Here is a 12,927-nt window from a genome sequence, read left to right on the forward strand (position 1 = left end):
CTCGGACACGGTTCGCTTCGTCGGGTGTGCGCGGACCCGGAGGGAGTACGCCGGCGCGTGGCGGTCAGGAGGCCCCGCACCGGCGTACGGATCGGGCGCTCACGGTTTCAGCAGGACCTTGCCGACCCCGGGATCACCGGAGCCCACCAGCTCGACGGCCGTCGCGAAAGCGGTCAGCGGCAGCTCGTGCGTCACCAGTGGCGCGGGGTCCAGCAGCCCGGTGCCGAACACCCGCACCGCGTGCGCCCACGCCTGCGGCGGCGCCCCGAACACGGTGTGCACCTCCAGCTGCCGGACGACGAGGTCGGTCGGGTCGAGCCCTTCGGCCCCCGGCGCCGGGATGCCCGTGAGGACCAGGCGCCCGCCGCGCCGCAGCAGGGAGGCGGCGGTGCGCGCGGCGGACGCCGACCCGGCGCACTCCACGACGACGTCGAAGCCGCCGGGGAGTTCCCCGTCCGCCGTGCGGAAGGCGGTGGCGCCGAACTTCTCCGACAGGGCGGCCCGGTCGGGGCGGGTGCCCACCACGAGCAGCTCGGCCGGAGAGGCCGCCGCGAGGAACTGCACGGCGAGCATCCCGAGCGTCCCGGTGCCGACCACGGCCACCCGCTCCCCGGGGAGCGCCCTCGCCCGCAGGGCGGCCGCCGCGACGCAGGCGGCCGGCTCCAGCAGGGCCGCGGCGGTCAGGTCCGCGGTGTCCGGCAGGACGTGCAGCAGGCGGGCCGGCAGCGTCAGCGTGGCCGCCATCGCGCCGGGCACCGTGAAGCCGGTCTCCTCGTACCCGGCGGTGCACAGGGTCGTCTCCCCGGCGTGGCAGCGGTCGCAGACCTGGCAGTTGCGGAAGCCCTCGCCGACCACCTTGCGGCCGGTCAGGTCCGCCGGGACGCCCGGCCCGACCTCCTCCACGGTCCCCGACCACTCGTGGCCCGGGGTGAGGGGGTACCGCACGTATCCCTCGGGCCGGTTGCCCTGGAAGACCTCGCGGTCGCTGCCGCAGATGCCGGCCGCGTGCACCCGCACCCGCGCCTCGCCCGCCGCCGGCGGCAGCGGCTCGTGCGGGACCAGCCGGTGCCGGCCGGGCGCGTCGACGACGACCGCGGCGCTCACCGGCTCCCCTTCGGCCTGCGCTGCTCCCAGCCGTCCGCCCAGAGGTCGAACCGTGCCTGCTGCTGGGGGAACTCGGCCGCCGCGTCGACGTCCAGCTCGACCCCGAGACCGGGCTCGTGCGACAGCTCGAAGTAGCCGTCCACCACCTGCGGGGCCCCCTTCACCACCTTCTTGATCTCCGCGTCCGCGAAGTCGTTGAAGTGCTCCAAGACCTTGAAGTTCGGTGTGCTGAAGCCGACCTGGAGGGAGGCGGCGGTCAGCACCGGGCCGCCGACGTTGTGCGGCGCGACCAGGACGTAGTGGGCCTCGGCGGTCGCGGCGAGCTTGCGGGTCTCCCAGATGCCGCCGATGTGGCCGACGTCGGGCTGGACGATGTCGGCGGCCTGGCTCTCGAAGAGTTCGCGGAACTCGATCCGGTCGTGGACGCGTTCGCCGGTGGCGACGGGGATGTCGACCTTGGCGGCCACCTTCTCCAGCGCCTTCAGGTTCTCCGGCGGCACCGGCTCCTCCAGCCACGCGGGCCGGTACGGCGCCAGCTCGCGGGCCAGCCGGACCGCGGTCGACGGCGAGAACCGGCCGTGCATCTCCAGCATGAGTTCGGTCTCCGGCCCGATCGCGTCGCGCACCGCCTCGATGAGCGACACGGAGTAGAGCGTGGCGGCGTGGTCCAGTTCGAAGTGTCCGGTGCCGAACGGGTCGATCTTCAGGGCCCGGTAGCCGCGCGCGACGACCTCCTGCGCGGCCTTGTGGTAGGCGTCCGGCGTCCGCTCGGTGGTGTACCAGCCGTTGGCGTACGCCTTGACCCGGTCCGTGACGCTGCCGCCGAGGAGCTGCCAGACCGGCACCCCGAGCGCCTTGCCCTTGATGTCCCAGCAGGCCATCTCGACGACCGCGATGCCGGACATCACGATCTCCCCGGCCCGGCCGTAGTCGCCGTACTTCATGCGGCGGACCAGGTCCTCGACGGCGAAGGGGTCCGAGCCGAGGATGTGGTTGGCCTCGGCCTCGCGCAGATAGCCGATCAGCGCGTCGGTGTGGCCCAGCATCCGGGTCTCGCCGACTCCGGTGACGCCCTCGTCGGTGTGCACCCGGACGTAGGTCAGGTTCCGCCAGGGTGTCCCGACCACGTGGGTGGTGATGCCCGTGATGCGCACGCCAATTGCCCCCTGTGCTCGCCATGTTCGAGATTTCGTCACACGTTCGAAATGTTGGCGTGACAGTAGAGATGCGGCCCGGGGGGTGTCAATGGTTCGCGCACAGAACGCCCGCGGGACTCCGCGCGCGGGGCGGCCGGCGTCCGCATCGGCGGCCGCGAGGCGGCGTGGCCGGGGTGTGGATGGCGGTAAATGACCAGGGGTGTCGCGTACCGCCGTGCCGGAACTCCCGGTTCCGCACAGAACTTTCACAGCCGCTCCTAGGAACGTGACCGAGCGCGAACCTAGTCTTCCCGCGTCATGGACTACTGCCACGCGTGCCGACGGCACCTCAACGGCGCCCTCGCCTGCCCCGGCTGCGGCACCCCGGTCGACGCGCTCCGCGCCGCGGAGCCCGCGCTGACCGGCGGCCGGCCGCGGCAGGACCCCGCCGGAACCCGGACTGCCCTGTACGGCGAGGGCTCCGGATACGCCGGTGACGCCCTTTCGGCCCCCGACTCCCCGGACGCGTACGGCAGTTCGGCGGGGCAGGGAGAGCCCGGCGCCCCGGCCGCCGCCGCTCCGGCCTCGACGGCCCGCCCGGAAGGGGCCGTCGCGGACGGCGCGCGGGATCGGGGTGGTCGGCGGCGGCCGGCGGAGGCGGGAGACGCGGACGGACCGGACGCCGGGGCCGGTGACAGCCGGCGGGACCGCAAGGCCGCCGCGCACCGGCGCCGTCGCCGGCGCACCCTGTTCGTCGCGGCGTGCTTCGTCCTCGCGGCCGGCGGCCTGAGCCTCGCCGAACTGGGCGTCGACGCACCCGGGTCGGCGCCCGAACCGGCCACGGCCGCGTCGCCGGACGGCTCGGCGTCCGGGGCGGCGAACGCCACCGCCCGGCCGGCGGGTGACCCGTCCGGCGCAGCCTCGCGGACCGCCGTCTCCGCCGGCTCCGCCTCGCCGTCCGGCACACCGTCGGCGTCCGCGTCCCCCGAGGCGTCGGCGACGGACGGGCCGGACGCGGCCGTCGCGGGGTCGGCGAGCCCGGACGCCCGCCCGGACCGGCCCACGTCGGCCGCGCCGGCCCCCTCGGCCCCCCGGGCGACGGCCCCCGCCACCACCGCTCCCGCGACCCAGGCGCCCCCGCCCGCACCGACCCCCTCGCGGACGTGCAGCCGCTTCCTGTGGTGGTGCACCTAGTGCCCTGACCGGAACGGTTCACCGGCTCGCGACGCCCGGCACCGCACCGGACACCGCGAGCTGTCCGGCGAACTCTTCCGGTCAGGGCGCTAGCCGACGCCCTGACCGGAACGGTTCACCGGCTCCCGCCCCGCCCGTCCGGCGCGCCCGCCGGTCAGTCCGCGGCGCCGTCCGGTGCCAGCATCCGCACCAGCAGGTCCCGCAGGGCCAGCCGCTCCGCGTCCGAGAGCCCCGCCAGGGGTTCGCGGGCGAATCGCAGGGAGTCGCGCAGCCCCTCGGCCACGGTGCGCCCCTCGGCCGTCGCCGCCGCCAGCTTCACGCGGCGGTCCGCCGGGTCCGGGCGCCGCTCCACCAGACCGCGGGCCTCCAGCCGGTCCACGATCCCCGTGACGTTGGACGGCTCGCACCGCAGCTTCTGCGCCAGCCGGCGCATCGGCAGCGGCTCCAGCGAGAGCAGGCCGAGCAGCCGTGCCTGGGCGCCGGTCAGGGCGTGCTCGGCCGCGGCGTCCTCGTACTCGTCGTGATACCGGGCCACGACCGTGCCGATCAGCTCGACGACCTCCAGGGTCAGGGGGTCGATCCGGGGTCTCTTCTGGGTGGCCATGCCGTCGAGCCTACCCGGTTACTTGACATCATGAAATATTCAGGAGCATGGTTGTTTCAGGTAGTGAAGTAGTTCTTCGCTCCCGCAGTACCGCCAGAGCCGCGAGCCCCTCACCGTGAAAGGCGCACCTCATGTCCCAGACCCCCCAGCTCCCCGCCGTCAACCGCGAATGGCAGCTCGTCAGCCGTCCGGTCGGCTGGCCCAAGCCCGAGGACTTCGCCCTGGTCGAGGCCGAGGTGCGGCAGCCGGGCGAGGGCCAGGTCCTGGTACGCAACGCCTACGTCTCCGTCGACCCGTACATGCGCGGCCGCATGAGCGCCGCCAAGTCCTACGCCGCGCCCTTCGAGCTGGGCGAGACGATGCAGGGCGGCGCGGTGGGCGAGGTCGTCGCCTCCAACGCCGAGGGTATCGCCGTCGGCGACCACGTGCTGCACTTCCTCGGCTGGCGCGAGTACGCGGTCGTGGACGCGGCGCAGGCCGTCAAGGTCGACCCGGAGGCCGCTCCGCTCTCCACCTACCTCGGTGTCCTCGGCATGACCGGCCTCACCGCCTACGCGGGGCTGCTGCGCGTCGCCTCCTTCAAGGAGGGCGACTCCGTCTTCGTCTCCGGCGCGGCGGGCGCGGTCGGCAGCCAGGTCGGCCAGATCGCGAAGCTGAAGGGGGCCTCGCGTGTCATCGGCTCGGCCGGCTCCGACGAGAAGGTCAAGCTGCTCGTCGAGGAGTACGGCTTCGACGCGGCCTTCAACTACAAGAACGGCCCGGTCTCCGAGCAGCTGCGCGAGGCGGCGCCGGACGGCGTCGACGTCTACTTCGACAACGTGGGCGGTGACCACCTGGAGGCGGCCATCGGCTCGCTCAACCGGGACGGCCGCATCGCGATCTGCGGCATGATCTCGGTCTACAACAACACCGAGGCCGCCCCCGGCCCGAAGAACCTGGCCCGCCTGATCCAGACCCGCGGCCGGATCCAGGGCTTCCTGGTGGGCGACCACTACGACCTCCAGCCGGAGTTCGTCCGGGAGGTCGGCGGCTGGATCCGGTCCGGTGAGCTGAAGTACACCGAGACGGTTCTCGAGGGCATCGAGAACAACCTGGAGGCGTTCTTCGGGGTCCTGCGCGGCGACAACACCGGAAAGATGATCGTCAAGCTCTGATCCGCCCGGCGGCGCGGGGCGGGCCTGTCGCTCGCCTTCCGGTATGCGATAACTTCTTTCCGAAACCGTCGCGATCGTGGGCGCGAGTCGCGACCGGCCAAGGAGGAGCGCACCGCATGTCCATCCAGCAGTCCGAGGTCCTGTACACCGCCGTCGCGACCGCCGAGAACGGCCGCGACGGCCGGGTCGCCACCGACGACGGCAGGCTCGACGTCGTCGTCAACCCGCCGAAGGAGATGGGCGGCAGCGGCGACGGCACCAACCCCGAGCAGCTGTTCGCCGCCGGCTACAGCGCCTGCTTCCAGGGCGCCCTCGGCGTCGTGGCCCGGCAGGAGAACGCCGACGTCTCCGGCTCGACCGTCACCGCGAAGGTCGGCATAGGCAGGAACGACGACGGCTTCGGGATCATCGTGGAGATCTCCGCCACGATCCCGAACGTCGACGCCGGCACCGCCCGCGCGCTCCTGGAGAAGGCCCACCAGGTCTGCCCGTACTCCAAGGCGACGCGCGGCAACATCAGCGTGACGCTTCTCTGAGGCGTTCGCCGCGCACGGCGGGAGGCCGCACCCGGACCCCGGGAGCGGCCTCCTCGCGCACCCGGGGTCCGGGCGTGCGAGGAGGCTCCGGAAGGCGTCGCCCACCCCGTGCCGCGCGGCACGCCACCCCGATACAGTTCCCCCCATGCGCGATCTCGGGGTGGGTTTCGGTCATCTGGTGCGGGGCCAGCGGTGGGTGGTGCGGCACGGCAGGCAGTACGGCTTCGGCCTGCTGCCCGGACTCATCACCCTCGTCCTGTACGCGGTGGCGCTGGTCGCGCTCGCCCGGTACGGCGAGGGCCTCGTCACCTGGTCGACGCCGTTCGCCGACGACTGGACGAGTCCCTGGTCCGGTCTCTTCCGCGGCTTGCTGACGGCCGTCCTGTTCGCCCTCGCCCTGCTGCTGGCGGTCGTCACCTTCACCGCCGTCACCCTGCTGATAGGCCAGCCCTTCTACGACAGCCTCTCCGAGAGGGTCGACCGGGACGTCTCCCCGGACGGCACGGCCCCGGAGTCGGGCCTGCCCCTGTGGCGCGAGCTGTGGATCTCCGCCCGGGACAGTCTGCGGATCGTGGTGCGGGCCGCGCTGTGGGGCGTGCTGCTCTTCGCGCTCGGCTTCCTCCCGTTCGTCGGCCAGACCGTCGTCCCGGCGCTCGGGTTCCTCGTCACCGGCTTCTTCCTCACCGAGGAACTCGCCGCCGTCGCCCTCCAGCGCCGCGGGGTCGACCTGCGCGCCCGGCTCACCCTGCTGCGCGGACGCAAGACGCTCGCCTGGGGCTTCGGGACGCCGCTGGCCCTCGCCTTCGTCGTGCCCTTCGTCGCGGTCTTCCTCATGCCGGGCGCCGTCGCGGGCGCCACCCTGATGGCGCGGGACCTGCTCGGCGAGGAGACCGGCGAGTCCGCCGTCGAGGCCGAGGGCACGGGCGACGCCGGGGCCGCTACCGCGGCCTCCGCGGGCGGGGCCGCCGGGACCGCGGAGACCGCCGCCCCCTGACCGGGAGGCCGCCCGCCCGCGGGCGCACGGCTCAGAGGGGTCCGGGTCCGCCGCCGGCGGAACCGGGGGAGTCGCTGAAGGCGACGGCGCCGCCGCGGCCGTCAGTCCTCGCCCAGCAGCCGCAGGAAGTCGCCGAACGCGGCGGGCATGTCCACCGACTCCGGATCCAGCAGCCACTGGTACTGCAACCCGTCCATCACCGCCACGAGCAGCGGGGCGGCGCGCTCCGGCGTGAGGCCGCCCGGCAGCCGCTCCCCGTACTCGGCGCGCAGCACCGCGGCCATGCTCGCGCGCACCGCCGTGTAGCGCCCGGTGAAGAACGCGCGCGCCGGATGCCCCTCCGTGACGCTCTCGCCGAGCAGTGCGGCGAAGGTCTGGATGACGCCGGGCCGCATCGCGTTGTACTCGACGAGCTGGAGGAGCAGGTCGGCCCGCCACGCGCCGTCCGGCACGGCGTCCCACCGGTCCCGTTCCGCGAGGACCGCGACGAGCAGCGCCTCCTTGGTCGGGAAGTGGTGCAGCAGGCCCTGCTGGGTGAGTCCGACCCGCTCGGCGACCGCGGCGAGGCTCGCCCCGCGGTAGCCGCGCTCGGCGATCACCTCCAGCGCCGCGCGCACGATCTCCGCGCGCCGCTCCTCGCTCCTGGTCCTGGCCGCCATGGCGTCACCGTACGGCATGACCTCCCCCGGATTGTCACGGCAAGGTGACGAAACCTACCGGTCCACAGGTGGCCGATGCAGGATGAGAGGCCGCAGACCGCTTTCGACGAGGAGGTGCCGCCATGGCGGAGACACCGGTGGAGACGGCGCAGGACCGGCGGGCCGCGGACGCGGCCCGCGAGACCGTGGTCGAGGCGGCGCTCGGCCGGCTCGACCTGGACGCCAAGGCCCGGCTGCTGTCCGGACGTTCCATGTGGACCCTGCCCGCGCTCCCCGAGATCGGCCTGGACGCCCTCGTGATGTCGGACGGGCCGATCGGTGTCCGCGGCGTCCACTGGAGCGCCGACGACCCCTCCGTCGCGCTGCCCTCGCCCACCGCGCTCGCCGCGACCTGGGACCCCGAACTCGCCCGCCGCGCCGGCGTGCTGCTCGCCCAGGAGGCCCGCCGCAAGGGCGTCCACGTGCTGCTCGCCCCCACCGTGAACCTGCACCGCTCGCCGCTCGGCGGCCGGCACTTCGAGGCCTACAGCGAGGACCCCCTGCTCACCGGCGCGATCGGCACCGGCTACGTCCGCGGCGTGCAGTCCGGCGGGGTCGGCACCACCGTCAAGCACTTCGTCGCCAACGACGCCGAGACCGACCGCTTCACCGTCGACAACCGCGTCGGGATACGCGCCCTGCGCGAGCTGTACCTGGCCCCCTTCGAGACCATCGTCGCCGGCGCCCGGCCCTGGGGCGTCATGACCGCCTACAACGCGGTCAACGGCACCACGATGACCGAGCACCGCCACCTCGTGAACGAGGTCCTGCGCGGCGCCTGGGGCTTCGACGGCGTCAACGTCTCCGACTGGATGGCCGCCCGCGCCACCCGGGCAGCCGTTCAGGGCGGCCTCGACATCGCCATGCCCGGCCCGCGCACCGTCTACGGCCCGCCCCTGGCGGCGGCCGTCCGGGCCGGCGAGGTGGACGAGGCGACCGTCGACGCGGCCGTCCGCAACGTACTCCGGCTCGCCGCCCGCGTCGGCGCCCTCCGCGGCGCCGAGCCCGCCGTCACCTCGCTGCCCGCCCCCGTGGACGGGCGGGAACTGGCGCGGGAGATCGCCCGCCGCTCCTTCGTCCTGGTCCGCAACGAGGGCGCCCTGCCGCTTCCCGAGGGCCACCGGGTCGCCCTCATCGGCGCCGCCGCCCGCGACGCCCGGATCCTCGGCGGCGGCTCCGCGACCGTCTTCCCCGCCCGGGTGGTCTCGCCCCTGGACGGCCTGAGCGCCGCACTGCCCGAGGGCACCCTGAGCTATGCCGTCGGCGCCGACCCCAACGTCGAACTCCCCGTCGCCGACCAGGGCTTCGACCTGCGCGCGGTCTGCCGCGACGCCACCGGTGCGGTCCTCGGCAGCGGCTCCGCGCCGAGCGGCCACATCCAGTGGATGGGCGACGACCTGCCCGAGGGCGTCACGCACGAGGCGCTGCACACCGTCGAACTCACCGGCACCTTCACCCCGCGCGACACCGGCACGCACACCTTCGGGATCAAGGGACTCGGCGCGTTCACCCTCGCCGTCGACGGCACGACCCGCTTCGACGGCGTCCAGGAGGCCGGCAAGGACGACCCGTTCATCACCTTCTTCGGCGCCCCCGTCCCGCGCGCCCGGGTCGACCTCACCGCCGGGCAGCCGGTCCGGGTGTCGCTCACCCACGTCGTCGAGGTCCCCGAGGACGCACCGATGCGGGTCGTCGGGTTCTCGCTCGCCCACCGGGAGCCGGTGCGCGCCGCCGGCGAGCTGATCGCCGAGGCCGTCGAGGCGGCCCGCGCCGCCGACACCGCCGTCGTCGTGGTCGCCACCACCGACCGCGTCGAGTCCGAGGGCTTCGACCGGAGCGACCTGCGCCTGCCCGGCCACCAGGACGAGCTGGTGCACGCCGTCGCCGCCGCCAACCCGAACACCGTCGTGATCGTCAACTCCGGCTCCCCGGTGGAACTGCCCTGGCGCGACGAGGTCGCCGCGGTGCTGCTGAGCTGGTTCCCCGGCCAGGAGGGCGGCGCCGCCCTCGCCGACGTCCTCACCGGCGCCCACGAGCCCGGCGGGCGCCTTCCCACCACCTGGGGCCCGCTGGCCGACGCCCCGGTGACCCGGGTCGCCCCGACGGACGGGCAACTGGCCTACACGGAGGGCGTGTTCATCGGATACCGCGCCTGGCAGAAGGAGGGGCGGACCCCGTCGTACCCCTTCGGCCACGGCCTCGGCTACACCGAGTGGACCTACGAGTCCCTCACGGTCGAGGGCGGTACCGCCACCGTCCGGGTCCGCAACAGCGGCGCGCGGGCCGGGCGCGAGGTCGTCCAAGTCTACGTCGCGCCCCTGGAGGCGGACGCGGACCGGCCCGCCCGCGCACTCGCCGGCTTCGCCTGCGTCGAGGCCGGTCCCGGCGAGAGCGCCGAGGCCGTGGTCGACATCCCGCGGCGCGCCTTCGAGATCTGGGACACCGCGGCGGGCTGCTGGGCATGTGTGAAGGGTTCGTACGGGATCGAGGCGGGGCGTTCCCTCACGGACCGCCGGCTGCGCACGATCATCGAGGCGTAACGGTACGTCCCGCCGGCGGCCCCGGTCCGGAACCTGACCTCCGGACCGGGGCCCGTCGTCCGGCCCGGACGCTCAGCCCCGCACGGAGAACGCGTACACCGTCTCCGAGCGGTAGCGGTCGCCGGGGCGCAGCTCGGTGCTCGGGAACTCCGGGCGGTTCGGCGAGTCGGGGAAGTGCTGGGTCTCCAGCGCGATCCCGTCGTTCGGGGCGAACGGGGCGCCCAGGTGGTCGGCCGTGTACAGCTGCACCCCCGGCTCGGTCGTCGCGACGGTCAGCACCCGCCCGGACGCCGGATCGTGCAGCTCGGCGACCTCCACCGCGGTCTCCGTGACCCCCTTGTCGAGCACGAGGTTGTGGTCGTAGCCCGCGCCCGTCTTGCGCGCCGTGCGGAAGTCGAAGCGCGTCCCCTCCACCGGCTCCAGCTCCCCGGTCGGGATCAGGTCCGCGTCCACCGGCGTCCACCGCGAGGCGTCGAGGCGCAGTTCGTGCCCGATCGCGCTGCCCGAACCGCTCAGGTTCCAGTAGGTGTGGTTCGTCAGGTTCAGGACCGTCGGCGCGTCGGTCACGGCCTCGTAGGCGATCCGCAGCGCCCCGCGTTCGTCGAGCGTGTAGGCCGCGCGGACCTCCACCCGGCCGGGGAAGCCCTCCTCGCCGTGCGGACTGACCCGCGACAGCCGCACCCCGTACTCCAGCGGCTCCGCGTCCCACACCCGCTTGTCGAACCCGCCGTCGCCGCCGTGCAGCGCGTTGGGCCCGTTGTTCGGCTCCAGGTGGTAGGTCGCGCCGCCGAGCGGGAAGCGGGCCCGGCCGATCCGGTTGGCGTACCGGCCCACCAGCGCGCCGAGATACGGCTCCGGGTGCTCGACGTACCCCGCCAGGCCGGGGAAGCCCAGCGTGACGTCGGCGGCCCGGCCGTCCCGGTCCGGCACCTCGGCCGACTGCACGATGCCGCCGTACGTGAGCACACGCACCCGGACCCCGGCCCGCTCCAGCGTGAAGCGGTGGACGGGGGTGCCGTCGGAAAGTGTGCCGAAAAGTTCGCTCATGCGGGAGACACTAGTGCCGTGCCGTGCCGGGCGCCGCGAGCCGGTGAACCCGTCCGGTCAGGGCACTACGGGGCGGGATCGCGCGCGGTGACGGTCCGGTAGGCGATCTCCGCGAGTCTGGCCTGTCCGTCCGTGCTCGGGTGGAACCAGTCCCAGTGGCTCAACTGCTCCGTTCCGAAGCGGTAGTCGAACACGGCGTCGCCGTCGAAGCGGCAGTGCCGGTCCTGCGCGCACACCTCGCCCAGCACCCGGTTGTACGCCTTCACGCGCTCCTGCACCCGGTCCCGCCGCAGCGTCGCCGCCGAGGTCAGCGAGTCGGCGTCGCCGAGCATCGAGGGGCAGATGCCCAGCTTCCAGATCTGCTTGCCGAGCGCGTTGCCCCGCCCCTGCGACCACAGCCGCTTCAGGTCCGGCACGCTCGACACGTACACCTGCGTCCGGGGCAGCTTCCGGCGCAGGGTGTCCATCGCCTTGCGGAAGGACCGGCGGAAGGACGCGACGGACGTCATGGCCGAGGTGGACGCCCGGCAGGCGTCGTTGGCGCCCGCCATCACCGTGACCAGCTCCGGCCGGCGGGTCGCCGCCTGCGCCATCTGGCCGGGCAGGTCCGCCATCCGGGCGCCGGTCACCGCGTAGTTCCAGCTCCGCTCGGCCGCGCCGGACCTGCCGAGCAGCCGGACCGCGAGGCTGTCCACCCGCGGGTCGCTGCCGGTCGCCCAGGACACCTCGGGGCAGTCGGAGAGCACGCTGCACGCGTCGAACCCGCGGGTGATGGAGTCGCCCACCGCCGCGATCGATCGCGGACTGCGGTCCCAGGCGGGCGTGGGCGTCGGGGAGGCGTGGCCCGCGGTGCGGCCGGCGGACGGGGTGTCGCCCCCGGCGGCGTCGCACCCCGCCGCCCCCAGGACCGCCGCCACCACGAGGGCCGTGACGGCCCGTGAACGGTGGCCGCGACTGCGCATCCCCTGGTCTCCTCGCTCGTTGTACAGGGTTGGTCGGCATCCGCGCCGCGCGGAGGGCCGCACCACGTCGTACCCGGCCGGCCGTCCGCGGACCGAGGAGGGCCGGCCGGCCCGGAACCGCCCCGGACCCCCTCTTTCGGAGGCCCGGACGCGTCCCGCCGGGTGAAACCTCTCCGTTCACGGCGCCTGGACCGACGGTACGTCACACTCCTCGCGTCACCGCACGGTAGCCTCGGCCCGTGGCCGCCCTGCCACTGCCGTTCCGCCAAGTTACAAGATGTCTCGCTCTGTCCGGAGGCCCCAGTGACGACACGTGGAGTTCTCTACGTGCACTCCGCGCCCCGCGCGTTGTGCCCGCATGTCGAGTGGGCGGTCGCGGGGGTGCTCGGCACGCGCGTCAACCTCGACTGGATCCGGCAGCCCGCCGCGCCCGGCACCTGGAGAGCGGAGTTCTCCTGGAAGGGCGAGGTCGGCACCGCCTCCAAGCTGGCCTCCGCGCTGCGCGGCTGGCACCTGCTGCGCTTCGAGGTCACCGCCGAGCCGTGTCCCACCGCCGAGGGCGAGCGCTACAGCTGCACCCCGGAACTCGGCATCTACCACGCCGTCACCGGCATCCACGGCGACATCCTCATCCCCGAGGACCGGCTGCGCGCCGCGCTGCTGCGCTCGCAGCGCGGCGAGAGCGAGCTGGAGGCCGACCTCGCCAAGCTCCTCGGCAAGCCCTGGGACGACGAACTGGAACCCTTCCGCTACGCGGGCGAGGGCGCCCCGGTCCGCTGGCTGCACCAGGTCGTCTGACCGCGGGCCGCCCCCGGAACACGCCGAACGCCGTGGGGGGGGCCCCCCCCCCCCCCCGGGGGGGGGGGGGCCCCCCGGGGGGCCGGGCGGGGGGGGGGGGGCCCCCCGCGGCCCCCCCCCCCCCCCGCGGGGGGGCCCCCCCCCCCCCCGCCGGGCGGGG

At 74.4% G+C, this 12,927-nt stretch carries 12 protein-coding genes; 6 read left to right on the top strand and 6 right to left on the bottom strand.

Translation table 11 applies throughout. The features are described 5' to 3' along the window. Window positions 1-99: 99 nt before the first annotated feature. Together ACGFS9_RS21795 and ACGFS9_RS21800 are read right to left on the bottom strand one after the other, a co-directional pair. Window positions 100-1,104 (bottom strand): zinc-binding dehydrogenase, encoded by a 1,005-nt coding sequence (locus ACGFS9_RS21795; protein ID WP_393255347.1) that lies wholly within the window; start codon window positions 1,102-1,104, stop codon window positions 100-102. Beyond that, window positions 1,101-2,258, bottom strand: coding sequence for a mandelate racemase/muconate lactonizing enzyme family protein (locus ACGFS9_RS21800; RefSeq protein WP_393255349.1), 1,158 nt, complete (start codon window positions 2,256-2,258; stop codon window positions 1,101-1,103). The genes ACGFS9_RS21795 and ACGFS9_RS21800 overlap by 4 nt, the downstream gene beginning before the upstream one ends. A gap of 300 nt (window positions 2,259-2,558) precedes the next feature. Here ACGFS9_RS21800 and ACGFS9_RS21805 point away from each other — a divergent pair, with 300 nt between their 5' ends. Beyond that, a complete protein-coding gene (locus ACGFS9_RS21805; protein ID WP_393255351.1) occupies window positions 2,559-3,434 on the top strand; it encodes a hypothetical protein in 876 nt (291 codons plus the stop codon). A 154-nt stretch (window positions 3,435-3,588) separates the two neighbouring features. Here the strand turns inward: ACGFS9_RS21805 and ACGFS9_RS21810 are convergent, their stop codons facing one another. Next, a complete protein-coding gene (locus ACGFS9_RS21810) occupies window positions 3,589-4,038 on the bottom strand; it encodes a MarR family winged helix-turn-helix transcriptional regulator (protein ID WP_393255352.1) in 450 nt (149 codons plus the stop codon). A 131-nt stretch (window positions 4,039-4,169) separates the two neighbouring features. Between ACGFS9_RS21810 and ACGFS9_RS21815 the strand changes: the two genes are divergently transcribed. The 3 genes from ACGFS9_RS21815 to ACGFS9_RS21825 all read left to right on the top strand — a co-directional run bounded on the left by ACGFS9_RS21815 (window position 4,170) and on the right by ACGFS9_RS21825 (window position 6,722). After that, window positions 4,170-5,192: an NADP-dependent oxidoreductase gene (locus tag ACGFS9_RS21815; RefSeq protein WP_393255353.1), complete on the top strand. Its 1,023-nt coding sequence runs from the start codon at window positions 4,170-4,172 to the stop codon at window positions 5,190-5,192. A gap of 116 nt (window positions 5,193-5,308) precedes the next feature. After that, window positions 5,309-5,728, top strand: a complete 420-nt coding sequence (locus tag ACGFS9_RS21820; protein ID WP_393255355.1) for an organic hydroperoxide resistance protein — start codon at window positions 5,309-5,311, stop codon at window positions 5,726-5,728. A 145-nt stretch (window positions 5,729-5,873) separates the two neighbouring features. Beyond that, window positions 5,874-6,722 (top strand): EI24 domain-containing protein, encoded by an 849-nt coding sequence (locus ACGFS9_RS21825; protein WP_393255356.1) that lies wholly within the window; start codon window positions 5,874-5,876, stop codon window positions 6,720-6,722. 101 nt (window positions 6,723-6,823) lie between these two features. On the opposite strand, the gene ACGFS9_RS21830 is transcribed toward ACGFS9_RS21825, so the two are convergent. Then, window positions 6,824-7,399 (bottom strand): TetR/AcrR family transcriptional regulator, encoded by a 576-nt coding sequence (locus ACGFS9_RS21830; RefSeq protein ID WP_393255357.1) that lies wholly within the window; start codon window positions 7,397-7,399, stop codon window positions 6,824-6,826. 104 nt (window positions 7,400-7,503) lie between these two features. Here ACGFS9_RS21830 and ACGFS9_RS21835 point away from each other — a divergent pair, with 104 nt between their 5' ends. Continuing rightward, window positions 7,504-9,960 (top strand): glycoside hydrolase family 3 C-terminal domain-containing protein, encoded by a 2,457-nt coding sequence (locus tag ACGFS9_RS21835; RefSeq protein ID WP_393255358.1) that lies wholly within the window; start codon window positions 7,504-7,506, stop codon window positions 9,958-9,960. A gap of 72 nt (window positions 9,961-10,032) precedes the next feature. On the opposite strand, the gene ACGFS9_RS21840 is transcribed toward ACGFS9_RS21835, so the two are convergent. Both ACGFS9_RS21840 and ACGFS9_RS21845 read right to left on the bottom strand, forming a co-directional pair. Further along, entirely contained in the window at window positions 10,033-11,007 is a 975-nt protein-coding gene (locus ACGFS9_RS21840) for an aldose epimerase family protein (protein WP_393255360.1), read from the bottom strand. 65 nt (window positions 11,008-11,072) lie between these two features. Further along, window positions 11,073-11,969, bottom strand: a complete 897-nt coding sequence (locus ACGFS9_RS21845; protein WP_393255362.1) for an SGNH/GDSL hydrolase family protein — start codon at window positions 11,967-11,969, stop codon at window positions 11,073-11,075. Between the two features lie 303 nt (window positions 11,970-12,272). Here ACGFS9_RS21845 and ACGFS9_RS21850 point away from each other — a divergent pair, with 303 nt between their 5' ends. Then, a complete protein-coding gene (locus tag ACGFS9_RS21850) occupies window positions 12,273-12,767 on the top strand; it encodes a DUF3145 domain-containing protein (RefSeq protein ID WP_393255363.1) in 495 nt (164 codons plus the stop codon). Window positions 12,768-12,927 lie beyond the last annotated feature (160 nt).

The sequence above is a fragment of the Streptomyces sp. NPDC048566 genome (genome assembly GCF_043199735.1).
Classification (GTDB): domain Bacteria; phylum Actinomycetota; class Actinomycetes; order Streptomycetales; family Streptomycetaceae; genus Streptomyces.